Here is a 25,946-nt window from a genome sequence, read left to right as displayed (position 1 = left end):
GGTCCATTGTGCGGCCCTTGACCTCACCCCCGGACAGAAAATATCTTTCAAGATGTGAGCGATGACGTGAAGGAAATTTTCGCACCGGCGTCGACGCCACCCGCGTCCCCGGCTCCGGCACCCCCCGCCCCCGCCGCCCTCGCGGCGAAGGTACGGACCCTGGCACCCTCCATGACCCGCTCGATGCAGCGCGTCGCGGAGGCCGTGGCCGGCGACCCGGCGGGCTGCGCGGCGCTCACCGTCACCGGCCTCGCCGAGCTGACCGGCACCAGCGAGGCGACGGTCGTCCGCACCGCCCGCCTCCTCGGTTACCCCGGGTATCGCGATCTCCGCCTGGCCCTCGCCGGTCTCGCCGCCCACCAGCAGTCGGGCCGCGCCCCCTCGGTCACGGCCGACATCGCCGTCGACGACCCGCTGCCCGACGTGGTCGCCAAGCTCGCGTACGACGAGCAGCAGACCCTCGCGGACACGGCGGCCGGACTGGACATGGCCCAGCTCGGCTCGGCGGTCGCGGCGCTCGCCGGGGCCCGCCGCATAGACATCTACGGCGTCGGGGCGTCCGGGCTGGTCGCCCAGGACCTCACGCAGAAGCTGCTGCGCATAGGGCTCATAGCCCACGCGCACAGCGACCCGCACCTCGCCGTCACCAACGCGGTGCAGCTGCGCGCGAAGGACGTGGCGATAGCGATCACCCACTCCGGCTCGACGGGCGACGTCATCGAGCCGCTGCGGGTCGCCTTCGACCACGGGGCCACGACGATCGCGATCACCGGACGGCCGGACGGACCGGTGGCCCAGTACGCCGACCATGTCCTGACGACGTCCACGGCCCGGGAGAGCGAGCTGCGGCCGGCCGCGATGTCGTCCCGGACGAGTCAGCTGCTGGTGGTGGACTGCCTGTTCATCGGCGTGGCCCAGCGTACGTACGAGTCGGCGGCCCCCGCGCTGTCCGCGTCGTACGAGGCGCTGGCGCACCGGCACCGGGTCGGCGGACCGTCGAGGTAGCCGGCGCCCGCCTCGTCCGGCCTCCGTCGCACTCCAGGGCACCACACCGCACCGCACCGCACGGAATGAGTCACCATGGCCACCTCCCACGACGCCGCCCCCTTCCCGCTCTCCAACCACCTCGCCGTGCGGGCCGAGCTGGAGTCCCTGACGACGGAGGCGTTCCGGCCGGACCTGGCGGACATCGACCGGTTGCCGACGCTGGACATCGCGAAGCTGATGAACGCGGAGGACGCGACCGTGCCGACGGCCGTGGCCGTGCAGCTGCCGCTGATCGCGGCGGCGATCGACGCGATCGCGGAGCGGATGGGCCGGGGCGGCCGGCTGATCTACGCGGGCGCGGGCACGGCCGGGCGGCTCGGGGTGCTGGACGCGTCCGAGTGCCCGCCGACGTTCAACACGGCGCCGTCGCAGGTCGTGGGCCTGATCGCGGGCGGGATCGAGGCCATGGTCACCTCGGTCGAGGGGGCGGAGGACTCGGCGGAGCTGGCGCGGGCGGATCTGGACGCGCTGGGGCTGACGCCGGAGGACACGGTGGTGGGAGTCTCGGCGTCGGGGCGCACACCGTACGCGGTGGGCGCGGTGGAGCACGCGCGGGCGGCCGGGGCGCTGACGGTGGGCCTGTCCTGCAACGCGTCCAGCGCGCTCGCGGCGGCGGCGGACCACGGCATCGAGATCGTCGCCGGGCCGGAGCTGGTCACCGGCTCGACCCGGCTCAAGGCGGGCACGGCCCAGAAGCTGGTCCTCAACATGCTGTCGACGATCACGATGATCCGGCTGGGCAAGACGTACGGGAACCTGATGGTCGACGTCCGCGCCACCAACGACAAGCTCCGGGCCCGCTCCCACCGCATCGTCGCCCTCGCCACGGGCGCGACGGACACCGAGATCGAGACGGCCCTCACCGCCACGAACGGCCAGGTCAAGAACGCCATCCTCACCATCCTGAGCGGCGTGGACGCACCCACGGCGGCCCGGCTGCTGACGGAGAACGCGGGGCATCTGCGGGCGGCGCTGGCGGCGGCGCTGACGGGTCCGACGGGCTGAGGCGACGCGCGGCCCCGGCGTTCCGGCCGACTTCCGGCGGGCTTCCGGCGGGCTTCCGGCGGGCCGAGGCGCGCGGGCGCGCGGTCCGGGGCGCGCGGTGGCGATGACGTAGCTCGGGTACGGGAAATCGCGGACGCCACCAGCCCTGATCTCTGCCAGCCTCGATCTGCCGCCACCTTGGCGCGGCCCGACCGAGGGAGTCCGAGGATGTTGGCCCTGCTGGGCGTCCTGCTGTTCTTCGCCGCCTTCTTCCTGCTGGTCATAGGTCTGCCGACCATGCGCGGGCCCGAGCGCCCCGCGCTGCCCTGGCGGATCCTCTACGCGAGCGCCCTGACCGCACTCCTCGTCTCGGCGGGCCTGGCCTTCCGCGCGGACCTGACCCGCTGCCGGGCCGAGCCGGAGGCGAACGACTGCGGGACGTCGGACATGAACCACCCGTGAGCGTCCCCGGATGCCCCCGACGCGGCCCTACAGCGGCCCCTGATGCACATTGAGCTGCCGCAGTTCGACCGCCAGGCGAGCAGCGGTCACGAAATCCCTGTCGTCGTGCAGGACGACAAGACCGTGGTGCGCGGCGGCGGCACAGATCTGCAGATCGACGGCGGACAGCGCTTGATGCTCACCCCGCTCGGCGGCCCGCAGCTGCAGGCCGCCGATCCAGTGGGGCGCCCCCTTCGGGACGGAGATGTCGTCGTAGAGTTCCGCGAACATAGCGCTGTACGCCTCGTACTCCTTGAGGCCGCGTGCCGACCTCAAGAACTCCGCCCGCTGCGGATAGCACGAGCGGATGTCGCCGTCTATGACGACCGGCCGCCACATGTCGTGGAGATGCCGGTCCCGGAGCAGGCGCCACAGGGCCGACGAGTCCAGCAGATAGCCGCTCACGCGCGGTGGGCCTCCTTGTCCGCGCGGTGCGCGGCCTCGGCCCCTTCGATGTCCCACTCCTGGGCGAGCTCGAAGTACTTGTCATGGGCAGTGGCGCGCTGGAGCCTCAGGTTGTACTCCTCCAGGGCCTTCGCCACCGCGGCGGTCTTCGTGCGGTGCCCACCCAGGCGCTTGGCGGTCTCCAGGGCCTCGTCGTCGATGTCGATATGCGTCAGAGACATGCGACCCCTCCGTGATGTACAGAATCATCGGCGATATCTCCAGCCACTGTACATGGCAGCCTCGGTCGGCCCCGGCCTCATCGGGACCGTCGGTGGTGTCATCGGTGGTGTCAGTGGGGTGTGGCACGGTGGTGGGAACAGTTGATGTCATCCCCGCCCCCAGAACCCCAGGGAAGGTCCGAGCCCGTGAACCACGCCCAGCTCACCGCCCTCGGCCGTGCCCTGCGTCTCCTCGGGGAGCACGGCGACTCGCTGAACGCCGACACCCCGGACGCCCGGCTGCACGAGGTGAAGGCGGACATCGCCCGAGCGCTGGAGCTGCTGGACGAGACGGTCACGACGGCCGCCCCGACCACCCGCTGCGCCGAGCACCCGAACGGCCCGGTGGACAAGGAGGCCCCCGACCTCTGCCTCCTCTGCGAGACCCGCCGCCGCACCGCCCGCCGCACCCAGCTCAACGACAGCTACGGCCCTCCCCGCCCCACCGGCCCGGCCGCCCAGGCCCCCTCCCGTTACGGCGTCCGGGACGACCGCCCGCAGCCCCAGCAGCGCTGGCTCCCCGAGTCGTGGAACGGCCAGGTCTGGCAGCTCTGCGGCACCCCCCGCCGCGACCGCCGCGAGGCCGAGCTGTATCTCGCCGCCCAGCGCAGGGGCCCGCGCCCGGCGATCGCCTACCGCCTGGTCCAGGAGTTCACGGACTACGACGTCACCCGTATCTGGGGCGAGCCGGTCCGGATGGACATCGAGCCGATGGGGGGCGTGTGAGCGGGCGGGGTCCGGGGCGGCAGGGCCTACCCGGGCAGCGTCGTCACCGATGACACCGTCAGGCGTACGGGCAGCGCGCCCGTGTCCAGGTTGGCCGCGAGCTCCTCGGCCTCGCTACGGGTGAAGCTGCCGGAGATCTGGGCCTCGCCGCCGGTGATCGCGGAGGCGACATAGGGCGCGGAGATCACGGTGCCGTCGAGGACGATGGCGAACTGGTTCTGCGGCGAAGCCTGCTGGGCCAGCCGCCCGGTGACCTCGGTGAACTTCGCCGCGCCCGCCGAGGTGAAGTCCAGCGTGACGAACCAGCCCGACCCCTGCTGCTCGTCGAAGTCCGCCTCCGCGTCCGACACGTCCGTGCCGGACAGGGCGACGGCGTCCAGCCGGTAGCTCTGGAGCACGTCCTGCGCCTCGCCGCACGCGGTGACCGGCTGCGACGCGGACGCGTCCGCGACCGCGTCCGCCGCGCACGCCTCCTCGTTCTCCGTGGGTTCCTGGCTCAGCACCGGCCGGAACGCCAGCTCGGCGGGGGCGCCGAGGGACTTCAGCGACCCCACCCGGTCGGCCGGTCCGGCCACCGTGATCCGCCGCCGCCCCTCGACCTTCACCTCGACCCCGGTCAGCCCCGCGTCCTCCGCCCGGTCCCGCATCAGCCCGGCGGCCCGGTCCAGTGCGGCCGACCCGACGGGCTCGGCCACCGAGAACGTCACGAAGGACCGACGCCCCCGGCCGGCGTCCGAGGCGGAGGAGCCGGCGGAAGGAGCGGAGGAGGCGGAGGCGGAGGCCGTCGCGCCGCCGCTCGCGTCACCGTCCGAGCCGCCGCACCCGCACATCAACCCGACCAGACACACCAGCCCGAGCACTCTGCGCATGACCGTCCCCCGCCCTTCGATCCGTGACCGTCCAGCCTGGCACGGCCACCCCGCGAAGCGGACCTCAACACGGCAGCCGGCCCTGCGCGTTGACCCCGCGCACCCGGGCCCGCAACACCTCCGCCGGGGCGGCCTCGCGCAGCGCGCCCGGTGGGCAGTCCCACTCCCGGCCGCCGCCGACCGGCCTCAGCTGCACGTAACCGCCCTCGCGGCCCATCACCTCGCCGAGCCGCCCGTCGCGTACGTCCACGGCGTACGACCGTCGCGTCACGTCTCCGCCGCCTTGCGCAGGACGGCGGCGAGGTTGGCGGCGACCTGGAGGTTGCAGCAGCCCAACTCGACCAGGGGGTAAGGGAGTTCGCTGGCTCCGGTGATCGGGTCGACGCGGAGGGAGGGCAGCACGATCCCGACACCGCGCAACGCGTGATCGAGCTGCGCGACGGCCTCCTCGGTCGACCGCGCGGTGGTCCGCATCTTCGCCGCGGCTCTGTTCTTCACGTCCATGTCCTCCATGCCCTCCACGCTGGGTTTCCGATTCGGCACACAGCGTGGCGGATTCGTCTCTAGCCTGGCCAGATACGACGCCCCAACACGGAATCTGCTGGACAGGGAGCTGTGGCCATGCCCGGACCGAAGGATCTGGACCCGTCGTCATCACCTCGGGCGCTCTTGGGAGCCGAACTACGCCACGCACGGGAGAAGGCTGGGCTCAGCCAGGAGGAGTTGGGCCAGCAATTGTTCGTGAGCGGCACGTTCGTGGGGCAACTGGAAGCAGCAACGCGGCGCCTGAAGCCAGACATCGCCCGCCTCATCGATGTCGCCCTCGACACAGGCGACTTCTTCAGCCGGAACTGCATGGCAGTGGCCAAGTCCCACTATCCGGAGCACTTCACCGAAGCAAGCGAAGCGGAAGCCGCAGCTACGGAGATCCGGCAGTACGAGCCGACAGTGATCCCCGGGCTTCTGCAAACTCCCGCGTACGCACAGGCCGTGTTCCGCGCGTACGCCCCCACAGCTTCGGAGGAGGTGATCGAAGCCAAGGTGAAACGCCGGATCAGGCGGGCCCGCATCCTCGAAGGTGAAACAAGTCCGCTGTTTTGGGCCGTGCTGGACGAGGCGATCATCCGTCGCGTGACAGGCGGACCAGCAGTGATGGCGGAAGCCCTGCGCCACATCGCCGCCCTGGCCCGCTGCAACCGGATCATCTTGCAGGTACTGCCGTTCGACGCGGGAGCCCACGCCGCGATGGAAGGCTCTATCAAGCTGATGGACTTCGCGGACGCCCCGACGCTGCTGTACTTCGAGGGCGTCGGGTCTGGACGCCTGGAGGACGATCCCGCCACCGTCCGGTATCAGCGTCGCACCCACGAGTTCCTCACAGCAGTCTCGCTCTCGCCGGAGAAGTCCCTAGCCATGCTGGAAACCGTGGCCCAGGATTACACGCATGAAGAACTTCCATGAGCGCGACCTGAGCGGCGCCGCATGGCACAAGTCGAGCTACAGCGGCAGCGCGAATGACGACTGTCTGGAAGTCGCCCGCTGGCGCAAGTCGACGCACAGCGGTGGCGACGGCGGCAACTGCCTCGAAGCCACCGTCGCCCACCCCCACCGCCCCCACATCCCCGTGCGGGACTCCAAAAACCCCGGCCCGGCGCTCGTGTTCCGGCCGGAGGCCTGGGTCTCGTTCGTCGAAGACCTGAAGCGCGACTGACTCGCCCAAGAGGCCCGGCGGTCTGATCAGGCACGTCACGGCGGTGGAGCGGGGCTGGGCCGCGTTCATCGTGGACGGGCCCTCGACGATGCCCGACTTCACCGAGCTGACCGAGGCGGACTGGGCGAAGCGCGCCGACGAGTTCCGGATGCTGCCCGGCGAGACGCTGACCGGCGTACTCGCGGAGTACGCCGAGGTGAGCGACCGCACCGACGCACTCGTCGCCACGCTGCCCGACCTGAACGCGTCGCGGGCGAGACCGCCCAGCACGCCGGTCACGCGGACATCATCCGCGAAGCCCTGGACGGTGCGAAGAGCATGGGCTGAGCCCCCTGGCCGCTAGGCGAACGGGTTGCCGTGCCCCGGCAGCTGTCTCCCCGGTGGCAGGTACCGCAGCCGCCCGCCCTGGTCGGTCGTCGGCGTGAAACCGGCGGCCTCCAGGCGGGCGGTGTACTCGACGTTGCGACGACGGTTCGCGCCGAGCCCGAACCACGTGAACGCCATGAACACGGCCCAGCTGCCGCCCCCGACGGCGAACCCGAGGCCGCTGTCCGCGAACGCGAGCCCGAGGCCGACGGACAGCCCGGTGAAGCCGAACCCCGCGAGGGCCGCCCGCTGCTTGTCCGTGTACTGATGGCCCAGGTCGAACACCATGCGGGCCCTGAGGAGTTCGGCCTCCTCGGGCACGACGGGCGGCAACGCGCCCCCGTCCCGCGCGTCGGGATAACGCGCCCGGTTCCGCGCGGCACGCTCCCGACCCTCGGGGCTCGGGTCGGGCACGATGCTCAACGACATCTTGTTGTCGGCCGCGATGTTGAGGTCCGCGTACTCGTACCCGAACTGCCCGGCGACGAAGGCGAGCCGGCTGAGCCCCTTCATCGTCGACATGCCGTACACCAGCCGTACGGGCTCCCCGCTCTCCATCTTCCGCAACATCTTCCGCACACGTCTGTCGCCCATCAGCACCCCCGAATGCATCCCCGAAGCTCAAGTCTCCAGCATCGAGCCCTCTTTTCAAGGAATGGGAGATGGGCCTCAACCCACCCTCCCACCCGGCGAGTTGACTTGCCGCGTTCGACTTGCCACGCACGGTGACGATGCTGATACGGTGCCCGCAGACAAAACAGCCCCCGCCCGGTGCTACCAACACCTGCGGGGGCTTGACCTACAAGATCGAAAGACGAGTTCGATCCCATGGCTGATGCCAACCTTAGTGGCGCCGCTCTGCCCGCGCACGCGGACCCGCACCCTCCGCACCCCCACCCCCTCGCCGCCCCCGGCTACGGCAAACGCACCGCCCCCGGACAACTCCCCCGGACGGCCCATGACTTCGCCGACCTCCCGCCCCGCGAAGCAGCCATCGCCGCATACCTCGACCGCCTCCCCGACGGCGCCGACATCAGCGTAAAGACACTGGCCAAGGAGCTGCCGTACGGCCAGTGCGCGCTGCGGACCGCCCTCAACAGGCTCCAGGACGCGGGGCACTTGAGGAGAGGACGCGAACACCTGACCGCCAAGTCGGGCACCTCGCACTGGATCACCCGAACGTGGTTCACCCGGACCGCGCGGGACGACACCTGGTGGGCGAGCTTCACGCGGGGTGACGTACCCGAGGAGTCGTACAAACCGCCGCCCACCCGCTCCCGCGCCGTGATCCTCCTCGCGGCCCTCGGCCGTACGACCCCGGCCCTGTCGCTCTCCCAGGCCGACTGCGTGGCCCTGGCACCGCTGCTGACCCCGTGGTTCGAGCGCGGCGCCACCGAGGAGCACATCCGACGGGCCCTGACCGCCGGCCTGCCCACCCCCGTCCACAGCCCGGCGGCCCTCATCCGCACCCGCCTGCGCGACAAACTCCCGCCGGAACCAGAACCGGTACAGGTACGGAACCCCGAACCGGAACCGACCCCACCCCCACCCCTCCGCATGCTCGAATGCGCCCACTGCCGCGCCCCGGGCCGCCCGGAAGCCCTCCCGGGCGGCGTCTGCGGCGCGTGCCGGGGCGAGCGCGCCCCCACCCGCCCCAACGCGCCCCTCCCAGCCACGGCGGTCCACACCCACGCGGCCCAGATCCGTGCGGCGATGTCACAACAACCGTCCCCACGCCCCCACGCCCACGCCGGCTGACCCGGCCGTCCCGCTCAGCGCAGCGGCAGCGCCGCGAACTCGTGCCCCTCCCACAGCCGCCGCGAGACCTCGTCCGGATACGGCCTCACCTCGGGCTCCACATCCAGCACCCGCGTCAGCCGGACCCCGTCCCCACTGTCGCCCCCGCCGTCACCTGCCGTCTCGTACGCCGGCCACCCCGGCTCCCCCGTCCGCGCGAACGCCGTCCACGCCGTCTGGAACTGGTCCGTGAGCGCCTTGGCCTCCGGCGGGACCCCGCTGCCCGCGAACAGCAGATTGCCGAGGTCCGCCTCGTACGTACCGAACAGCAGCGGGATGTCCAGGCCGTGGCACGCGCCGAGCACACCTCCGTAGCCCGGGGCCGGCCAGGTCAGTTCGTAGACGTGCGCCCGGCCGCCACCCGCGAGCTGCGCCTCGGCCAGATGCAGGGTGGGCATGTTGAACAGCCAGTCCGTCTGCACGCGGGCGTAGAGCGCGCTCGGCGTGGCGTCCGGGTAGGCCGCGCGATAGGCGCGCGCGCCGTCCGGGCCCGGCGCGAACATCCGCAGCGCCCAGTCAGCCCGGTCCTCGCCGATCCTGTCGAGCTGCCCGCCGAGGACCAGGAACAGCTGGAACTCGTCACGGTTGTGACCGACCATCAGCTCCACGTCCCGGGCCTCGCCCGCCGCGAGCGCCTCCCAGGGCGTGCGGGGCAGTATCTCCCCGTCGACGACCGGCGAGAACGGCGTGACCGTGGGCGCCGCCTGGCCCCAGCGGTCCTCGTACCGCGCCATCCTCGCGCCCAGCGCCTCGCCCGCCGAGGTGAGCCGGCGCGGGTCGACGGCGGACAGCGCGGCGGCCGTCGGGGGCAGCCCGGCCTCCTTGGCGATCTCGGCCGCGATGTCCCGGGCGAGCGCGTCGGAGAAGAACGTGCCGGGCACGCTCTGCGCGATGGCCCGCCGGAACAGGCCCCGGGCGCGCGGCATGGCCAGCAGCGAGGCGACCGACCCCGCGCCCGCCGACTCCCCGAAGACCGTGACCTGCCCGGGGTCCCCGCCGAACGCGGTGATGTTGTCCCGCACCCACTCCAGCGCGGCGACCTGGTCCAGCAGCCCCCGGTTCGCGGGCGCCCCGTCGAGGCTCGCGAACCCCTCGATGCCGACGCGGTGGTTGAAGGTGACGACGACCAGGTCACCGGCGCGCGCGAGATGCCGCGCGTCGTAGCCGGGGCTGCCGGAGTGGCCGAGCTTGTAGGCGCCGCCGTAGATCCACACCATCACCGGGCGGCGGGCGGCCGGGTCCGCGTCGGGCGTCCAGACGTTGACGGTCAGCCAGTCGTCGCCGGTGGGCGCGTCCAGTGTGCCCGTACGACCCTGGATGCCCAGGTCCTGCGGGGGCGGCGGCCCGAAGGCGTACGCCTCCCGGGTCCCCTCCCACGCGGACACCGGCCGGGGCGCCGCGAACCGGGCCTCCCCCACCGGGGGTTCGGCGAACGGGATGCCCCGGAAGACGGTGAGCCCGTCCTCCGCCCGGCCCCGCACGGCACCGGCCGCGGTGCGTACGACAAGACTGTCAACTGCCGCCATCGTCGACTCCTCACTGCCGGGCGCACGGGCGCCCGGCTGATTCAGGCCCATCCATAAGCTTGCCTGAATCAATCAACTGAGGTCGACCCCCGCGGGGTTCCCGGCCTCAGCTGAGCGACCCCAGCGCCGCCGGCTCGAACGCCTTCAGCTCGCCGAAGCGGCCGTCGAGCACCTTCGCCGCCCACTCGGGGTCCTGGAGCAGCGCGCGGCCCACGGCGACGAGGTCGTACTCCTCGGCCTCCAGACCGTTCAGCAGGTCGTCGATCCCCTTCAGCGTCGCGCCCTCACCGGCGAACGCGGCGAGGAACTCCCCGTCCAGACCGACCGAGCCGACCGTGATGGTGGGCTTGCCGGTGAGCTTCTTCGTCCAGCCCGCGAGGTTCAGCTCGGACCCCTCGAACTCCGCCTGCCAGTAGCGGCGCGTGGATGCGTGGAACGCGTCGACACCGGCCGCCACCAGCGGGTTCAGCAGCGCCTCCAGCTCCTCGGGCGTCTCGGCGAGGCGCGCGTCGTACGCCTCCTGCTTCCACTGCGAGTAGCGGAAGATCACGGGGAAGTCGGCCGACACCGAGTCCCGTACGGCCGCCACGACCTCCGCCGCGAACTTCGTACGGGCGACGAGGTCACCGCCGTAGGCGTCGGTGCGGCGGTTGGTGCCCGCCCAGAGGAACTGGTCGATGAGGTAGCCGTGGGCGCCGTGGATCTCGACGCCGTCCATGCCGATGCGCTCGGCCTCGGCGGCGGACTTGGCGAAGGCCTCGACGACCTCGTCGATGTCGGCCTGGGTCATGGCCCGGCCGCCGGCCGCCTCGGTGCCGTCGGGCCGCAGCCCGGACGGGCCGAGGACGGGGGCCTCGGGGAAGAGCTTGCCCTGCTGCCGGACGGTCCCGATGTGCCACAGCTGCGGGACGATCGTGCCGCCCCCGGCGTGCACGGCCTCCGCGACCTTCGCCCACCCGGCGAGCTGCTCCTCCCCGGCGAACCGGGGCACCCCGTCGAGGTCACCGGCCGTCTCGTGCCCGACGTACGTCCCCTCGGTCACGATCAGCCCGACGCCCGCGGCGGCCCGCCGCCCGTAGTACGAGGCCACGTCCGCGCCGGGCACGCCCCCGGGCGAGAACACACGCGTCATCGGCGCCATGGCGATCCGGTTCGGCACGGTCAGCCCGTTGATCGTCACGGGGCGGGCCAGAATCTCGGCGGCCCGGGAGGAGGCGGTGGAGGCGGTGGAGGCGGTGGTCACGTGGGGACTCCTTGAAGGGGGGAGACGGGAGCGGGGGATGCTTTCCATGCGCACGCATATAGCGTCCCTCCGCACAACCGCCCCTCGGGTCCCGGAAATTCCGCCCCGCACCCCCGCGCACTGTGACCCCGGACACGCCCGAGGGCGGCACCCCCTGCGTCCAGGGAGTGCCGCCCTCGGTACTGAAGGACGATGATCGACCGGGCCCTCACGGGCCGGGGGCGATCAGAAGTCCATGTCACCGCCCGGCATACCGCCACCGGCGGGCGCGGCGGACTTCTCCGGCTTGTCGGCGATGACGGCCTCGGTGGTGAGGAAGAGCGCGGCGATGGAGGCGGCGTTCTGCAGGGCGGAACGCGTGACCTTCGCCGGGTCGATGATGCCGGAGGCGATCATGTCGACGTACTCACCGGTCGCGGCGTTGAGGCCGTGGCCGACCGCGAGGTTGCGGACCTTCTCCACGACGACGCCGCCCTCAAGGCCGCCGTTGACGGCGATCTGCTTGAGCGGGGCCTCCAGCGCGAGCTTCACGGCGTTGGCGCCGGTCGCCTCGTCACCCTCCAGCTCCAGCTTCTCGAAGACCGAGGAGGCCTGCAGCAGGGCCACGCCACCACCGGCGACGATGCCCTCCTCGACGGCCGCCTTCGCGTTGCGAACGGCGTCCTCGATGCGGTGCTTGCGCTCCTTGAGCTCGACCTCGGTCGCGGCACCGGCCTTGATGACGGCCACGCCGCCCGCGAGCTTCGCCAGGCGCTCCTGGAGCTTCTCGCGGTCGTAGTCCGAGTCGCTGTTCTCGATCTCGGCACGGATCTGGTTGACCCGGCCCTGGACCTGGTCGGTGTCACCGGCGCCGTCGACGATCGTCGTCTCGTCCTTGGTGATGACGACCTTGCGAGCGCGGCCCAGGAGGTCCAGGGTCGCGTTCTCCAGCTTGAGGCCGACCTCCTCGGAGATGACCTCGCCGCCCGTGAGGATGGCGATGTCGCCGAGCATGGCCTTGCGGCGGTCACCGAAGCCCGGGGCCTTGACGGCGACGGACTTGAAGGTGCCACGGATCTTGTTGACGACCAGAGTCGACAGGGCCTCGCCCTCGACGTCCTCGGCGATGATCAGCAGCGGCTTGCCGCCCTGCATGACCTTCTCCAGGAGCGGGAGCAGGTCCTTGACGTTGGTGACCTTGGAGTTGGCGATGAGGATGTAGGGGTCCTCCAGCACCGCCTCCATGCGCTCCATGTCGGTCGCGAAGTACGCCGAGATGTAGCCCTTGTCGAAGCGCATGCCCTCGGTGAGCTCAAGCTCCAGACCGAAGGTCTGCGACTCCTCGACGGTGATGACGCCTTCCTTGCCGACCTTGTCCATCGCCTCGGCGATCAGCTCGCCGATCTGGGTGTCGGCGGCGGAGATGGAGGCCGTGGAGGCGATCTGCTCCTTGGTCTCGACCTCCTTGGCCTGGTCGAGCAGCGCACCGGAGACGGCCTCGACGGCCTTCTCGATGCCGCGCTTCAGGGCCATCGGGTTGGCGCCGGCGGCGACGTTGCGCAGGCCTTCCTTGACCAGGGCCTGGGCGAGAACGGTCGCCGTGGTCGTGCCGTCGCCCGCGACGTCGTCCGTCTTCTTGGCGACTTCCTTGACCAGCTCGGCGCCGATCTTCTCGTACGGGTCCTCGAGCTCGATCTCCTTGGCGATGGAGACACCATCGTTGGTGATCGTGGGGGCGCCCCACTTCTTCTCGAGGACGACGTTGCGGCCCTTGGGGCCGAGCGTCACCTTGACGGCGTCCGCGAGCTGGTTCATGCCGCGCTCGAGGCCGCGCCGCGCCTCCTCGTCGAACGCGATGATCTTGGCCATGTGAAGTGGTCCTCCCGGACTGGGGTGGATTGCTCCGGACCGCGCTGGCGCCCGCGACGGACGGCTCGCATGCCTCGTGGTTCCTTGCCCCACCCGGCCTGCGGGCCTCACCGACCCGATCCTCGTTGTCACTCTCACCTTCAGAGTGCTAACGCCAATGATTAGCACTCGGCATGGTCGAGTGCAAGCGGCTCTCGATGATCCGCAGGTGAACACGCCCCTGCCCACCCCTGCCCACCCCCCGCGCACCCGGCCGCCGCCCGCGCACACGAGAGGGCTCGCACCCCGAAACGGGATGCGAGCCCTCCGATGAAGAACGAAGAACGTCGCTGCGTTGAACCCGGCGCGTTACTTCAGCCGGCCGCGAGCCGGACCATGTCCGCCTGCGGCCCCTTCTGACCCTGCGAGATCTCGAACTCGACCCGCTGGCCCTCTTCCAGGGTGCGGTAACCGTCCATCTGGATCGCGCTGTAGTGGACGAATACATCCGCACCACCGTCGACCGCGATGAAGCCGTACCCCTTCTCCGCGTTGAACCACTTGACGGTGCCCTGAGCCATGCCTAACTCCCCTATTACTGGCCCTTGCACAGATCCACACTTCGCGGATCCGGGTCAGACCTCACCCCCCAACGGTTGGGGGTGTGCGCCGGAACGCGTCGACCGCGGCCGAATGTATCTGTCCAACTGCCCTCTGCAACAGGTCAATCGGACGAGAATTCTGGACACGACCGGTCGGGAATGTACGAACAATTCGTCCGAATTCAGGGCAAGTCGGGCCCCACAAAAGGGAAGAAATGCGCAAATGGCCTGCACACTTTGGCTACTTCATATAGGGCGTGCGGCGCGATCACATATGCGCCCGGCATGCAATCACTACGGTGATCCGACCGGGTTCCCCAACTCTACAGTGCTCAACCATAGAGAATTGCCCCCTCCGCTTCTCTCACGGAGGGGGCAATTCGATGAACACTCGGTAATCAATATTACCGACGGTTACTACCGGCCGGTACTGACCGGCGGTCAGCCACCGGCGACCGCGGGAATGATCGACACACCGGCACCGTCCGGCGTGGCCGTCTCCAGCCCCTGCTCGAATCGGACATCGTCGTCATTGACGTACACATTCACGAACCGCCGCAGTTTGCCCTGATCGTCCAGAACCCGGGCGGCGATCCCGTTGTGGTTCTTCTCCAGATCGGCGATGACCTCGGCGAGGGTGGCCCCCTCGGCACTCACCTCGGCCTGACCGCCGGTGTAGGTGCGAAGGATGGTGGGGATACGGACGGAAACGCTCACGATGGGACCTCCGGTCAGGATGTGCTTGTCAGGGGCGCGGGGAACTCTTACGCGAGCCCGGCCTCACGGAACGAATCCAGGCTGGGCCGAATGGTCGCGGTCAGCCCGGTACCGGCCACCGCGTCCAGCGTCTTCAGACCGTCGCCCGTGTTGAGCACCACGGTCGTCAGCGTGGGGTCGAGAAGCCCGTCCTCGATCAGCTTCTTCGTCACCCCCACGGTCACCCCACCCGCGGTCTCCGCGAAGATCCCCTCCGTCCGCGCCAGCAGCTTGATCGCCTCGACGACCTGCTCGTCCGTCACGTCCTCCACGGCACCGCCGGTCCGCCGCGCGATGTCCAGCACATACGGCCCGTCCGCCGGGTTGCCGATCGCGAGCGACTTGGCGATGGTGTTCGGCTTCTGCGGCCGTACGACGTCGTGGCCCGCCTTGAAGGCCACCGACACCGGCGAGCACCCCTCGGCCTGCGCACCGAAGATCTTGTACGGCTTGTCCTCGACGAGCCCGAGCCTGATCAGCTCCTGCAGCCCCTTGTCGATCTTCGTGAGCTGCGACCCGGAGGCGATGGGCACCACCAGCTGGTCGGGGAGCCGCCAGCCGAGCTGCTCGCAGATCTCGTACGCGAGGGTCTTGGAGCCCTCCGCGTAGTACGGCCGCAGGTTGACGTTGACGAAGCCCCAGCCCTCGCCGGCCGGGTCGCCGATCAGCTCGGAGCAGAAGCGGTTCACATCGTCGTAGTTGCCCTCGATGCCGACCAGCTCGCCGCCGTAGACCGCGGCCATGACGACCTTGCCCTGCTCCAGGTCGTGCGGGATGAACACACAGGACCGGAAACCGGCGCGGGCTGCGGCGGCGCCGACGGCACCGGCCAGGTTGCCCGTGGAGGAGCAGGAGAGGGTGGTGAAGCCGAAGGCGCGGGCCGCCTCCAGGGCCTGGGCGACGACACGGTCCTTGAAGGAGTGCGTCGGGTTGCCGGAGTCGTCCTTGACGAAGAGCTTGCCGGTGTCGACACCGAGCGCGGCGGCCAGGTTGTCGGCCTTCACGAGCTGGGTCCAGCCGGGGTTGATGTTCGGCTTGGTCGCCACGTCCGCCGGGACGGGCAGCAGGGGCGCGTACCGCCAGATGTTCGCCGGGCCGGACTCGATCGTCTTCCGCAGCGCTTCCGTCTCGTACGCGGAGTAGTCGTACGCGATCTCCAGCGGCCCGAAACACTCCTCGCAGGCGAAGACCGGGCCGAGGGGGACGCGGTGCCCGCACTCACGACAGCTCAGCGCGGCGGCGGGGCCGAGGTCTACCGTGGAACCGGTGGAGACGGGGGAACCGGTGGATTCGGTGGTGTTTGCGGCAGTCTGCGCAGCCATGGAGGGGAGGCCCTTTCTCCTCATCTTCCTCACGACGCACTTCGCCGTGAGACGGATTTGGCACCTTCCCGAGCCGGGAGCCTCACCACGACAACGTGGTCAGACCGGCTGGAGGGTTGCCGGGGCTTCATCGGGCCGTATCCCTCTGCCCCTCTGGATGAGCGGTATTTGGTTGTATACGCCGACGAACACCGACATGCGATGGTCACCAGCGTTGTCCAAGACTGTAACCGAAGGCCAGGACAGTTGAGAGAGCCGTCCGAACCGCGAGATGAACGCAGAGGAGCCGCGCACTGTGCTGAAGGAAGTCGAGCGCTGGCTGAGCACCCGCTCCTGGTCCATGTCCGACCGCCCGCTCCACCAGATCATGGCCGCGAAACGGGCCACGGGACAGACGGTCAGCGTCGTGCTGCCCGCGCTGAACGAGGAGGAGACGGTCGGCGACATCGTCGCGATCATCCGTCATGACCTCATGCGGCAGGTGCCGCTCGTCGACGAGATCGTGGTCGTCGACTCCGGCTCGACCGACCGGACCTCCCAGGTCGCGGCCGCCGCCGGGGCGACGGTCGTGCACCGCGACGCGATCCTGCCCCGGCTGCCGGCCGTGCCCGGCAAGGGCGAGGTGCTGTGGCGGTCGCTGCTCGTCACCTCCGGCGACATCGTCTGCTTCATCGACGCCGACCTCAAGGAGTTCTCCTCCGACTTCGTCTCCGGGATCGTCGGACCGCTGCTCACCGACCCCGGCGTCGACCTCGTCAAGGCGATGTACGACCGCCCCCTCGGCTCCGCCGCCGGCCAGGGCGGGCGGGTGACCGAGCTCATGGCCCGCCCCCTGCTCAACATGCACTGGCCGCAGCTGGCCGGCTTCGTCCAGCCCCTCGGCGGCGAGTACGCGGCGCGGCGCTCCCTCCTGGAGCGGCTCCCCTTCCCCGTCGGCTACGGCATCGAGCTGGGCATGCTCGTCGACGCGCTCCACCTCGTCGGCCTCGACGCGCTCTCCCAGGTCGACGTCGGCGTCCGCAAGCACCGGCACCAGGACGGGGCGGCGCTGGGCCGTATGTCCGCGGCGATCTACCGCACCGCCCAGCTGCGGCTGGCCCGCGGCCACCTGATCCGTCCCGTCCTGACGCAGTTCGAGCGCGGGCGGGAGGGGTTCGAGCCGCGCACGTACTCGGTGGACCTGGAGGAGAGGCCCCCCATGGCCCAGATCGAGGAGTACGTGGAGCGCCGGGCGGCGTGAGGGGGTGGGGGGTGCGGGTTCGTCGGCGGCCGCGGCCCGGTGGGGCTTCTCGCGCAGTTCCCCGCGCCCCTGAAAAGCAGGGGCTGCGCCCCACGCTTTTCAGGCCCGCAGGGGCCTGGTCTTTTAGGGGCGCGGGGAACTGCGCGACCAGCCCCCACCGGGCCGCACTCGCCACTCAACAGGCACCCCACCCCCATCAGGCGCTCCTGTATACGGCCGCATCAAACGTTTGACCGGCGGAGCCCCTGGCTAGGGTGAGCCGTATGGCATCAACACGCGGTGCACAGATCCTCGTCGCCTCCAACCGCGGCCCCGTCACCTACGCACAGGACGACACGGGCGCCCTCACGGCGAAACGCGGCGGCGGCGGCCTCGTCTCCGGCCTCTCCGCGATCGACCCGGAGTCGGGCGCGGTCTGGGTGTGCTCGGCACTCGGCGACGGCGACCGCGAGGCCGTACGACGCGGCGTCGCCGAGCCGGGCGTACGGATGCTGGACATCCCCGCCGACGTGCACCACGACGCGTACAACGGCGTCGCCAACTCCACGCTCTGGTTCGTGCACCACATGCTCTACCAGACCCCGCTGGAGCCCGCCTTCGACGCGGAGTTCCGGCGGCAGTGGGCGTCGTACGAGACGTACAACCGCGCCTTCGCCGAGGCCCTCGCCCAGGAGGCGGCGGACGGCGCGGCCGTCCTCGTCCAGGACTACCATCTGACCCTGGTCCCGCGGATGCTCCGCGACCTCCGCCCCGACCTGCGGATCGGCCACTTCTCGCACACCCCGTGGGCGCCCGTCGACTACTTCCGGATGCTCCCCGACGACATCGCCGCGCGGGTGCTCGACGGCATCCTCGGCGCCGACCGGGCCGCGTTCCTCACCCGGCGGTGGGCGGACGCGTTCACCGAGTGCGCCCGCGCCGTCCTCGGCCCCGACGCCCCGTCCGGCACCCGGATCGGCGTGCACGGTCTGGGCGCCGACGCGGACTTCCTGCGGACCCGCGCCCACCGGCCGGACGTCGGCGACCGCATGGCCGCGCTGCGCGAGCAGATCGGTACGGCCCCGGACGGCACCCCGCGCCGCACGATCGTCCGCGTCGACCGCACGGAACTGTCGAAGAACATCGTGCGCGGACTGCACGCCTACCGTCAGCTCCTCGACGACCACCCCTCCTGGCGCGAACGCGTCGTGCACGTGGCGCTCGCGTACCCGTCGCGGCAGGACCTCGCGGTGTACCGGGACTACATGACCGAGGTCCAGCGCGTCGCGGACGACATCAACTCCCGCTACGGGACACCGGGGTGGACCCCGGTCCTGCTCCATCTGAAGGACGACTTCGCCCGCTCCCTGGCGGCGTACCGCCTCGCGGACGTCGCCCTCGTCAACCCCATCCGCGACGGTATGAACCTCGTCGCCAAGGAGATGCCCGTCGTCTCCGACGAGGGGTGCGCGCTGGTCCTCTCGCGGGAGGCCGGGGCGTACGAGGAGCTGGCGGACGACTCGGTGGTGGTGAACCCGTACGACGTGGTGGGGACGGCGGCGGCGCTCCACGAGGCGTTGTCCCTGCCGACGGCCGAGCGGGCGGAGCGGACGAAGCGGCTCGCCGCTGCGGCGACCGCGCTGCCGCCGACCCAGTGGTTCCTGGATCAGCTGAGGGCGCTGGAGGGCTGACGGGTGAGGGGGGCGCCCTCTCCTCACACGTGCCCGGCGATCGCCGCCAGCAGGCGGACCACGCCCTCCGGGCCGTCCACCACCACGTCCGCCCGCTCCGACAGCTCGCTCACCTCCGTGCTGCCGCTGCAGACCAGCAGGCCCGGGGTTCCCTCGGTGCGGAGTTTCTCGACGGTGGCGAAGGCGGGGAGGTCGCCGAGGTCGTCGCCGGCGTAGAGGACGGATTCGGCGGTGGTCTCGGTGAGGTACTCGCGGAGGGCCACGCCCTTGTCCATGCCCGGGGGCCGGAGTTCGAGGACGAGACGGCCGGGTTCGACGATGAGGCCGTGGCGGGCGGCGAGGTCGGTGAGGGGCGCGCGCAGGGCGTCGAAGGCGGCCTGGGGGTCGGTGGCGCGGCGGGTGTGGACGGCGAGCGCCCGGCCCTTCTCCTCGATCCAGGTGCCCTGCCCGGTGCCGACGCCGACACCGTCCAGGACGCCGGGCAGCTCCGCGCGGACCGCCGCGACGCCGGGGTGCGGGGCGGGGGCGGTGACCTCGCCGGTGACCGCGTCCCAGCGTTCGGCGCCGTAGTGGCCGAGGACGACCAGGCGCTCCAGACCGGGGACACCGGCGAAGCCGCCGTGGCGGACGGCGACGGAGGCGGGGCGGCCGGTCACCACGGCGACGGAGGCGACCTTCGGGGCGAGGGCGGCGAGGGCGGCGAGAGCCTCGGGGTGGGCGCGGGCCTGCTCGGGGTCGGGGACGATCGGGGCGAGGGTGCCGTCGAAGTCGAGTGCGATCACCGAACGGCCGGGGCGGGCGAGGATCGCGTCCAGCGCGTCCCGTCCTGCCGGGGTCACCGGTGTCGGCAAGGTGGCCCCGGGGGTCTGTGCGTCCTTGTGGCTGCCCATGTCCGCGACCCTATCCGCCCCCGCCGCGCCCGCGCCTCGTCATCGCTCGTCCCGGCGGGCGTCCCGTACGCGTCTCAGCCGGTTGACGGTGACCGGGTCGTGGGCGAGTGCGCGGGGGTCGTCCAGCAGGGCGTTCAGCAGCTGGTAGTACCGCACGGGCGCGATCCCCAGCCGCTCCCGGATGGCCCGCTCCTTGGCCCCGGGCCCCGGCCACCCCTGCCGCTCCACGGCGAGGATGGCTTGTTCACGGGGGGCCAGATCGTCCATGCGACGACGGTAACGGAGGGGTGTGACATTCGGCGGCGGGAGAAGCACGGGGCGCAGCCCCTGCTTTTCAGGCCCGCAGGGGCCTGGTCTTTTAGGGGCGCGGGGAACTGCGCGAGAAGCCCCACCGGGCCGCACCCGCCACACCACAGGCACCCCCGCCCCCTGACGCGCCCTCAGCCCCGATCCGCCACCGCCGCCGTCTGCTGCAACTGCCCCAGCACAACCCCCGGCTTCACCCCGGGCCGCACCGCCCGCCCGATCTGCTCCTTGACCGCCGCGCTGACATCCGCCCAGGACGTCTTCCCGACGGGATACAGCGTCGCGTCGGGCAACGCGTCGAGGAACGGCGCGAGCCCCGCGTCGCCCGCGGACGCCGCCATCTCCTCCGACGCGGACGCGGTGACCGGCAGCAGGTCGTACTCACGGGAGAAGTCGAGGACGTTCGCGTCGCTGTAGACGAAGTCGAGGAAGTCCCCGATCTCCTCCCCGTGGCCGTTCTGCTTGAAGGCCATCATCCAGTCGGCCACCCCCATCGTCGCGTGCTCCCGCCCGTCGTACCCGGGCATCGCGACAGTCCCGTACTCCACCCCCTGGTCGGCCGCGAGACGCATCAGGCTGGGGTGCCCGTTGAGCATGCCGACCTCGCCGCGCGCGAACGCCGAGAACGCCTCGGCGCGGTTCAGCTCGGCGGGGGCCGTGGGCCCGGTGAGGCCCTTGTCGACGAGCTTGTCCTTCAGCCAGGTGAAGGTCCGTACGTTCTCGTCGGAGTCGATCCGGTAGGTGCCGACGTCGTCGGTGTAGCCCGCGCCGCCGCTGAGCAGCCACTGCATGGTCTCGGCCTGGGCCTCCTCGGGCCCGAGCGGCAGCGCGTACGGGGTCTCGACACCGGCCTCGCCGAGGGCCTCGGCGTCGGCCGCCAGCTCGCTCCAGCTGCGCGGGGCGCCGTCGACGCCCGCCTCGGCGAAGAGCTTCTTGTTGTAGAAGAGGACGCGCGTGGACGCCGCGAACGGCATCCCGTACGCGACCCGCCGTACCTTGCCGGCGTCGGCGAGCCGGGGCAGGAACCCGGCCTGGACCGGGATGGAGAGCAGGTCGTCGACCTCGTAGAGCCGGTCGGCCGAGGCGTAGTCGGCGTAGGTGCCGGCCTGCGCGATGTCGGGCGCGTCACCGGCGGCGACCATCTCCTTGATCTTGCGGTCGACGTCGTTCCAGGAGTAGACGGTGACGTCGACATCGACACCCGGGGTCTTCTTCTCGTAGGCCTTCACGACCGCGTCCCAGTACTTCCGGGAGCTGTTCGCCCGGGAGTCTCCGTAGTCGGCGGCGACCAGTTTGAGGGTGACGCCGGGGCCCTTCGCCTCCGAGGCGCCGCAGCCCGCAAGCGTCGCCATCAGTCCCAGCGCGGACAGGGCGGCCAGTGCCGCCGTTCCGCCGTTGCCGACGCCGGTCTTCGTCCGCCGCTGCCGCTGTCCCACTCGTACTGCCCCAACCTGTCGTACCGGCCCCGCGCACAACAGCCTGGATCACCGGACCCAGGCGCGAGGTAGTTGTTCGATCAACTTCTCGAACCCTCCATAAGCTCTACACCATAAGGTCTAGACCATGTAAGTGGACTAGACCTCTCATGGGTCGAAGGGCCACACTGTTCCCCGTGAGACATGTCATCGCCCTCGATGTGGGCGGCACCGGGATGAAGGCCGCACTGGTCGGGGCCGAAGGCGAGCTGCTGCACCAGGCGCGCCGGGCGACCGGCCGCGAGCGCGGGCCGGACGCCGTCGTCGCGTCGATCCTCGACTTCGCCGCCGAGCTGCGCGCGTACGGCGAGCGGCACCTCGGCGAGCCCGCGGTCGCCGCCGGGGTCGCCGTGCCCGGCATCGTCGACTCCGGCCGGGGCATCGCCGTCTACGCCGCCAACCTCGGCTGGCGCGACGTCCCGCTGCGCGCGCTCCTCACCGAGCGTCTGGCCGGGGTCCCGGTCGCCCTCGGCCACGATGTGCGCACCGGGGGGCTCGCGGAGGGGCGCGTGGGCGCGGGCCAGGGCGCGGACCGCTTTCTCTTCGTGGCGCTCGGCACCGGGATCGCCGGCGCGATCGGCGTCGACGGCCGGGTGGAGGCGGGCGCCCACGGCTTCGCGGGCGAGATCGGCCATATCGTCGTACGGCCCGGGGGCACCCCGTGTCCGTGCGGGCAGCACGGCTGTCTGGAGCGGTTCGCCTCCGCGGCGGCCGTCAGCCAGGCCTGGGCGGAGGCCTCCGGCGACCCGGAGGCCGACGCGGCGGACTGCGCCAAGGCCGTCGAATCGGGCGACCCGCGGGCGCGGAGCGTCTGGCAGGACGCCGTCGACGCCCTCGCCGACGGCCTGGTCACCGCCCTCACGCTCCTCGACCCCCGCACGCTCATCCTCGGCGGCGGCCTGGCGGAGGCCGGTGAAACCCTGTTCACCCCCCTGCGCGCCGCCGTCGCACACCGGGTCACCTTCCAGAAGGTCCCCACCATCGTCCCGGCCGCCCTCGGAGACACCGCGGGCTGCCGGGGCGCGGGCCTCATGGCCTGGGACCTCCTCACCCCCACGCAGGCCCCTTCGGAGGTAGCCAACTGATGCCCCCCGCACTGTCCGACACCGGCGCCCTGGAAGGGGCGCGGGGAACCGCGCGACCAGCCCCCACGCACTCTCAGCCGCCGAACGCGTCGCAGCCGTACGTCCTGGACGGCGCCAACGTCGTCCTTCCCACCGGCACGGTGAAGAACGGCCGTCTCGTCATCGCCGGCGACAGGATCGCCGCCGCCGCTCCCGAGAACGCCCCCACCATCGACATCGGCGGCTACTGGGCGCTCCCCGGATTCGTCGACCTCCACAACCACGGCGGCGGCGGAGCCTCCTTCACCTCCGGCACCGTGGACGACGTGCTCCACGGCATCCGCACCCACCGCCTCCACGGCACCACCACCCTCGTCGCCTCCACCGTCACCGGCGACATGGACGGCCTCGCCCGGCGCGCGGGCCTCCTCTCCGAACTCGCCGAGCAGGGCGACATCGCGGGCATCCACTTCGAGGGCCCGTTCATCTCCCCCTGCCGCAAGGGCGCGCATGCGGAGGAGCTGCTCCGCGACCCCGACCCGGCGGAGGTCCGCAAACTGATCGACGCGGCGCGCGGCCGGGCGAGCATGGTCACCCTCGCGACCGAACTCCCGGGCGGCCTCGACTCCGTACGCCTCCTCGCCGAGCACGGCGTCATCGCGGCGATCGGGCACACGGACGCGACGTACGAGCAGACGGTGCGGGCCATCGACGCGGGCGCGACCGTGGCGACCCATCTCTTCAACGCGATGCCGCCGCTGGGCCACCGTGAGCCCGGCCCGATCGCGGCGTTGCTGGAGGACGAGCGGATCACCGTCGAGCTGATCAACGACGGAACCCATCTCCACCCCGCCTCCCTCCAGCTGGCGTTCCGTCACGCGGGCGCCGCCCGGGTCGCGTTCATCACCGACGCCATGGACGCGGCCGGCTTCGGCGACGGCCTCTACGCGCTCGGCCCGCTGGCGGTGGAGGTCGTGGACGGGGTGGCCCGGCTGGTGGAGGGCGGCTCGATCGCGGGCTCGACCCTGACCCAGGACCGCGCCCTCAAGCGCGCCGTCACCGTCGACCGCATCCCCGTCGAGGACGCCGTCGCCGCGCTCTCCGCCAACCCGGCCAGGCTCCTCGGCCTCCACGACCGCGTCGGCTCCCTGGAGCCCGGCAAGGACGCCGACCTCGTCCTCCTCGACGCGGACTTCGACCTCAAGGGTGTGCTGCGCAAGGGCGAGTGGGTGGTCGACCCCTTCGGCGGTCCCAACTGACCTGATCGGTCTCTTTGTTGCCATGCACCCGAAGTGCGGCGGTCGGTCCCGGGGGTCTGGGCCGACCGCCGCTCGTTTGGCATGATCGAGCCTCCGCGCAGCCGAGACTCAAGGGGGTAGGCGCAGGTGATCCTCACGGTCACGCTGAACACCGCTCTCGACATCACCTATCGCGTACGCGAGTTGCGACCGCACGCCACGCACCGGGTGACCGAGGTGATCGAACGGCCCGGCGGCAAGGGCCTGAACGTGGCCCGGGTGCTCGCGGCGCTCGGCCACGAGGTGACGGTCACCGGCTTCACCGGCGGCGCGACGGGCCGCGCCGTGCAGGACCGGCTCACGCACACACCGGGTGTGGTGGACGCGCTGATGCCGGTACGGGGCACCACACGGCGGACGGTCGCCGTGGCCGACGCGAGCGGTGACACGACTCAGCTCAACGAACCCGGCCCGCTCATCACCCCCGCCGAGTGGTCGGCGTTCCAGGAGGCGTACGCCGAACTGCTGCGCTCCGCCTCGGTGGTGGCCCTGTGCGGCAGCCTGCCGCCGGGGGTGCCGGTGGGCGCGTACGCGACCCTGATCCGCACCGCCCGCACACTCTCCGTCCCCGTCCTGCTGGACACCAGCGGTGAACCACTGCGGCGCGGGGTGGCCGCCCGGCCCGACCTCGTGAAACCGAACGCCGACGAACTGGCCGAACTCACCGGCTCCCACGAGCCGTCCCGCGCGACCCAGGACGCCCGCCGCCGCGGCGCACGGGCGGTCGTCGCCTCCCTCGGCCCGGACGGCCTCCTCGCCCACACCCCCGAGGGCCAGTGGCGCGCCACCCCACCCCGCCGCTTCCACGGCAACCCCACCGGCGCGGGCGACTCAGCGGTGGCCGGCCTCCTGTCATCCCTGGCCGACCACCTCCCCTGGCCCGCCCGCCTCGCCCGAGCCGTGGCCCTGTCAGCGGCGACGGTACTCACCCCGGTGGCGGGCGAGTTCGACCGCCAGGCGTACGAGGAGTTGGTGGGGCAGGTGAGGGTGACGGGGGAGGTCACGGCGGCGTGAGCGGGCTCAGCGGGTGAGGGCGGGCCTCACTTCCAGCCCTTCTCCAGGTACAGCTGGTCGAAGTTGACGTCGCAGGAGTTGCCGTCCTCGCACGAGATCTTGACCTCGTTGCTGCCCTTGTTGAGCTGGATGGACGCGTAGGTGTTCGTCCAGCCCTTCTCGTAGTCGCCCTCGGGCGCCTTCGCGAAGTTGTCCAGGTTGAGCGGGCGTGTCTGGGCCGTGCCGTTGATCGAGAGGGTGGCGTCGGCCTTCTTGCCCGGGACGCCGTAGATGACGTACAGCGTGTACTTGCCGCCCGCCGGGACGTCCTCCATCTTCCAGGTGATGGACGAACCGACCGAGTTGAAGTTGGTGACGTAGAAGCCGCCGTCCGACTTGGCGCCCGCGATGTCGGACGCGGTGACCGCCGAGCCGCCGAGCAGGAGGGTCTTCGCCTCTGCCTTGGGGAGTTCGGTGGATTTCGGGTCCTTGGACTTTTCGGCGGTCGGGCTGGGGTCGGTGCTCTCCTGGGCGGAGGGGGCCGTGGAGGAACCGGTGTCGTCGCCGGAGGCGCTGTCGGAGTCGTCGCCGCCGAGCATGGCGACGCCGATGCCGATCACCACGGCGGCGACCACGGCGATCGCGCCGATGAGGAGGCCCTTGGTGTTGGGGCCCCGGCCGCGGCCGCCGCCCCCGCCGTGGCCGTTGCCGTAGCCCTGCTGACGGGTCGTCGGCGCACCGCCGCCGCCGAAGCTCTCGGGGGCCTGGTAGTGCGCGTTCGGCTGACCGGGGGCGCCCTGCGGCTGGCCGTACCCCTGCTGCGGGACCTGCCCGTACTGCGCGGTGGCTGCCTGCGGAGCCTGCTGGGTCTGCTGCCCGTACTGGCGTTCGCCGACCGGCCGGACCCGGTTGACCGCGTTGGGGTAGCCGTAGCTCCCGCTGGGCGGCTGGGCTCCTCGGGCCTGCCCGTCCTCGTAGAGGTAGCCGAACGGGTCGTCGTCCTCGGGCGTGCTCGCGCCGTTGTTGCCGGGCGTCATCCCTAGGTCTCCTCAGCGGTGCGGTACTTAC

28 protein-coding genes, 2 pseudogenes and 1 riboswitch are annotated in these 25,946 nt (G+C 71.5%); of the genes and pseudogenes, 14 read left to right on the top strand and 16 right to left on the bottom strand.

All coding sequences use genetic code 11. The features are described from left to right. Positions 1-54: 54 nt before the first annotated feature. From J8M51_RS41425 to J8M51_RS41415, 3 genes are all read left to right on the top strand, one after another. Positions 55-1,005, top strand: a complete 951-nt coding sequence (locus tag J8M51_RS41425) for a MurR/RpiR family transcriptional regulator (RefSeq protein ID WP_086758884.1) — start codon at positions 55-57, stop codon at positions 1,003-1,005. Between the two features lie 75 nt (positions 1,006-1,080). Next, the gene (murQ, locus tag J8M51_RS41420) at positions 1,081-2,052 is read left to right on the top strand and encodes an N-acetylmuramic acid 6-phosphate etherase (protein WP_086758886.1); all 972 of its coding nucleotides are present in this window, start codon (positions 1,081-1,083) and stop codon (positions 2,050-2,052) included. Between the two features lie 207 nt (positions 2,053-2,259). Further along, on the top strand, positions 2,260-2,493 hold the full coding sequence (locus tag J8M51_RS41415) for a hypothetical protein (RefSeq protein ID WP_086758888.1): 234 nt from the start codon (positions 2,260-2,262) through the stop codon (positions 2,491-2,493). A 27-nt stretch (positions 2,494-2,520) separates the two neighbouring features. Here J8M51_RS41415 and J8M51_RS41410 read toward each other — a convergent pair whose 3' ends face one another. After that, the gene (locus tag J8M51_RS41410; RefSeq protein WP_267299977.1) at positions 2,521-2,937 is read right to left on the bottom strand and encodes a PIN domain-containing protein; all 417 of its coding nucleotides are present in this window, start codon (positions 2,935-2,937) and stop codon (positions 2,521-2,523) included. Next, entirely contained in the window at positions 2,934-3,158 is a 225-nt protein-coding gene (locus tag J8M51_RS41405; protein WP_267299976.1) for a type II toxin-antitoxin system VapB family antitoxin, read from the bottom strand. Before J8M51_RS41405 ends, J8M51_RS41410 begins: the two co-directional genes overlap by 4 nt. 186 nt (positions 3,159-3,344) lie before the next feature. Here J8M51_RS41405 and J8M51_RS41400 point away from each other — a divergent pair, with 186 nt between their 5' ends. Further along, positions 3,345-3,923: a hypothetical protein gene (locus J8M51_RS41400; RefSeq protein WP_216590388.1), complete on the top strand. Its 579-nt coding sequence runs from the start codon at positions 3,345-3,347 to the stop codon at positions 3,921-3,923. A gap of 26 nt (positions 3,924-3,949) precedes the next feature. On the opposite strand, the gene J8M51_RS41395 is transcribed toward J8M51_RS41400, so the two are convergent. The 3 genes from J8M51_RS41395 to J8M51_RS41385 form a co-directional block, all read right to left on the bottom strand. Continuing rightward, the gene (locus J8M51_RS41395) at positions 3,950-4,792 is read right to left on the bottom strand and encodes a SecDF P1 head subdomain-containing protein (protein ID WP_267299975.1); all 843 of its coding nucleotides are present in this window, start codon (positions 4,790-4,792) and stop codon (positions 3,950-3,952) included. 64 nt (positions 4,793-4,856) lie between these two features. After that, complete coding sequence (locus J8M51_RS41390; protein ID WP_086764826.1) at positions 4,857-5,063, bottom strand: hypothetical protein; 207 nt, start codon at positions 5,061-5,063, stop codon at positions 4,857-4,859. Next, positions 5,060-5,305 carry a hypothetical protein gene (locus tag J8M51_RS41385; protein ID WP_086764823.1) on the bottom strand — a complete coding sequence of 82 codons (246 nt, stop codon included), beginning with the start codon at positions 5,303-5,305 and terminating at the stop codon, positions 5,060-5,062. Before J8M51_RS41385 ends, J8M51_RS41390 begins: the two co-directional genes overlap by 4 nt. Before the next feature lie 108 nt (positions 5,306-5,413). On the opposite strand from J8M51_RS41385, the gene J8M51_RS41380 reads away from it, so the two are divergent. The 4 genes and pseudogenes from J8M51_RS41380 to J8M51_RS46395 form a co-directional block, all read left to right on the top strand. Continuing rightward, positions 5,414-6,253, top strand: a complete 840-nt coding sequence (locus J8M51_RS41380) for a helix-turn-helix domain-containing protein (RefSeq protein ID WP_086764828.1) — start codon at positions 5,414-5,416, stop codon at positions 6,251-6,253. After that, positions 6,237-6,503, top strand: coding sequence for a DUF397 domain-containing protein (locus J8M51_RS41375; protein ID WP_267299974.1), 267 nt, complete (start codon positions 6,237-6,239; stop codon positions 6,501-6,503). Before J8M51_RS41380 ends, J8M51_RS41375 begins: the two co-directional genes overlap by 17 nt. 43 nt (positions 6,504-6,546) lie before the next feature. Next, positions 6,547-6,765 (top strand): annotated as a pseudogene (locus J8M51_RS41370) (mycothiol transferase); the annotation flags it as partial. Beyond that, positions 6,717-6,830, top strand: a pseudogene (locus J8M51_RS46395) (mycothiol transferase); the annotation flags it as partial. The pseudogenes J8M51_RS41370 and J8M51_RS46395, both read left to right, overlap by 49 nt. A gap of 12 nt (positions 6,831-6,842) precedes the next feature. Here J8M51_RS46395 and J8M51_RS41365 read toward each other — a convergent pair. Beyond that, positions 6,843-7,463 carry a hypothetical protein gene (locus tag J8M51_RS41365; RefSeq protein ID WP_143673529.1) on the bottom strand — a complete coding sequence of 207 codons (621 nt, stop codon included), beginning with the start codon at positions 7,461-7,463 and terminating at the stop codon, positions 6,843-6,845. A gap of 234 nt (positions 7,464-7,697) precedes the next feature. On the opposite strand from J8M51_RS41365, the gene J8M51_RS41360 reads away from it, so the two are divergent. Further along, complete coding sequence (locus J8M51_RS41360; RefSeq protein WP_267299973.1) at positions 7,698-8,627, top strand: hypothetical protein; 930 nt, start codon at positions 7,698-7,700, stop codon at positions 8,625-8,627. A gap of 14 nt (positions 8,628-8,641) precedes the next feature. On the opposite strand, the gene J8M51_RS41355 is transcribed toward J8M51_RS41360, so the two are convergent. From J8M51_RS41355 to thrC, 6 genes are all read right to left on the bottom strand, one after another. Then, positions 8,642-10,192, bottom strand: a complete 1,551-nt coding sequence (locus J8M51_RS41355; RefSeq protein ID WP_086764126.1) for a carboxylesterase/lipase family protein — start codon at positions 10,190-10,192, stop codon at positions 8,642-8,644. Positions 10,193-10,298: 106 nt separating this feature from the next. Beyond that, positions 10,299-11,435 (bottom strand): NADH:flavin oxidoreductase, encoded by a 1,137-nt coding sequence (locus J8M51_RS41350; RefSeq protein ID WP_086764128.1) that lies wholly within the window; start codon positions 11,433-11,435, stop codon positions 10,299-10,301. A 225-nt stretch (positions 11,436-11,660) separates the two neighbouring features. Then, a complete protein-coding gene (gene groL / locus J8M51_RS41345) occupies positions 11,661-13,283 on the bottom strand; it encodes a chaperonin GroEL (RefSeq protein WP_216590692.1) in 1,623 nt (540 codons plus the stop codon). Positions 13,284-13,636: 353 nt separating this feature from the next. Further along, complete coding sequence (locus J8M51_RS41340; RefSeq protein WP_005486335.1) at positions 13,637-13,843, bottom strand: cold-shock protein; 207 nt, start codon at positions 13,841-13,843, stop codon at positions 13,637-13,639. A gap of 462 nt (positions 13,844-14,305) precedes the next feature. Next, positions 14,306-14,581 (bottom strand): MoaD/ThiS family protein, encoded by a 276-nt coding sequence (locus J8M51_RS41335; protein WP_059080349.1) that lies wholly within the window; start codon positions 14,579-14,581, stop codon positions 14,306-14,308. Positions 14,582-14,628: 47 nt separating this feature from the next. Continuing rightward, positions 14,629-15,942: a threonine synthase gene (gene thrC / locus J8M51_RS41330; RefSeq protein WP_086761665.1), complete on the bottom strand. Its 1,314-nt coding sequence runs from the start codon at positions 15,940-15,942 to the stop codon at positions 14,629-14,631. A 17-nt stretch (positions 15,943-15,959) separates the two neighbouring features. Further along, a riboswitch (SAM riboswitch) is annotated at positions 15,960-16,106 on the bottom strand. A 131-nt stretch (positions 16,107-16,237) separates the two neighbouring features. Between thrC and J8M51_RS41325 the strand changes: the two genes are divergently transcribed. Then, positions 16,238-17,182 (top strand): glucosyl-3-phosphoglycerate synthase, encoded by a 945-nt coding sequence (locus J8M51_RS41325; protein WP_086761666.1) that lies wholly within the window; start codon positions 16,238-16,240, stop codon positions 17,180-17,182. A gap of 263 nt (positions 17,183-17,445) precedes the next feature. Continuing rightward, complete coding sequence (locus J8M51_RS41320) at positions 17,446-18,852, top strand: alpha,alpha-trehalose-phosphate synthase (UDP-forming) (protein ID WP_216590691.1); 1,407 nt, start codon at positions 17,446-17,448, stop codon at positions 18,850-18,852. Between the two features lie 23 nt (positions 18,853-18,875). Here J8M51_RS41320 and otsB read toward each other — a convergent pair whose 3' ends face one another. The 3 genes from otsB to J8M51_RS41305 form a co-directional block, all read right to left on the bottom strand. Continuing rightward, positions 18,876-19,742 (bottom strand): trehalose-phosphatase, encoded by an 867-nt coding sequence (otsB, locus tag J8M51_RS41315; protein ID WP_267299972.1) that lies wholly within the window; start codon positions 19,740-19,742, stop codon positions 18,876-18,878. A gap of 39 nt (positions 19,743-19,781) precedes the next feature. After that, positions 19,782-20,009 carry a DUF3263 domain-containing protein gene (locus tag J8M51_RS41310; protein WP_216590689.1) on the bottom strand — a complete coding sequence of 76 codons (228 nt, stop codon included), beginning with the start codon at positions 20,007-20,009 and terminating at the stop codon, positions 19,782-19,784. A gap of 173 nt (positions 20,010-20,182) precedes the next feature. Then, positions 20,183-21,400, bottom strand: a complete 1,218-nt coding sequence (locus tag J8M51_RS41305; protein ID WP_086760289.1) for an ABC transporter substrate-binding protein — start codon at positions 21,398-21,400, stop codon at positions 20,183-20,185. A 233-nt stretch (positions 21,401-21,633) separates the two neighbouring features. On the opposite strand from J8M51_RS41305, the gene J8M51_RS41300 reads away from it, so the two are divergent. The 3 genes from J8M51_RS41300 to J8M51_RS41290 all read left to right on the top strand — a co-directional run bounded on the left by J8M51_RS41300 (position 21,634) and on the right by J8M51_RS41290 (position 24,899). Beyond that, positions 21,634-22,608 carry an ROK family protein gene (locus tag J8M51_RS41300; protein ID WP_086760287.1) on the top strand — a complete coding sequence of 325 codons (975 nt, stop codon included), beginning with the start codon at positions 21,634-21,636 and terminating at the stop codon, positions 22,606-22,608. After that, the gene (gene nagA / locus J8M51_RS41295; protein ID WP_179203316.1) at positions 22,608-23,846 is read left to right on the top strand and encodes an N-acetylglucosamine-6-phosphate deacetylase; all 1,239 of its coding nucleotides are present in this window, start codon (positions 22,608-22,610) and stop codon (positions 23,844-23,846) included. The genes J8M51_RS41300 and nagA overlap by 1 nt, the downstream gene beginning before the upstream one ends. A gap of 126 nt (positions 23,847-23,972) precedes the next feature. Beyond that, the gene (locus J8M51_RS41290; protein ID WP_267299971.1) at positions 23,973-24,899 is read left to right on the top strand and encodes a 1-phosphofructokinase; all 927 of its coding nucleotides are present in this window, start codon (positions 23,973-23,975) and stop codon (positions 24,897-24,899) included. A 26-nt stretch (positions 24,900-24,925) separates the two neighbouring features. On the opposite strand, the gene J8M51_RS41285 is transcribed toward J8M51_RS41290, so the two are convergent. Then, positions 24,926-25,915 (bottom strand): CBM35 domain-containing protein, encoded by a 990-nt coding sequence (locus J8M51_RS41285; protein WP_267299970.1) that lies wholly within the window; start codon positions 25,913-25,915, stop codon positions 24,926-24,928. Between the last annotated feature and the right edge of the window lie 31 nt (positions 25,916-25,946).

This window comes from Streptomyces griseiscabiei, assembly GCF_020010925.1.
In the GTDB taxonomy this organism is placed as follows: Bacteria; Actinomycetota; Actinomycetes; order Streptomycetales; family Streptomycetaceae; genus Streptomyces; species Streptomyces griseiscabiei.
This window is presented reverse-complemented; position numbering and strand designations above follow the sequence as displayed.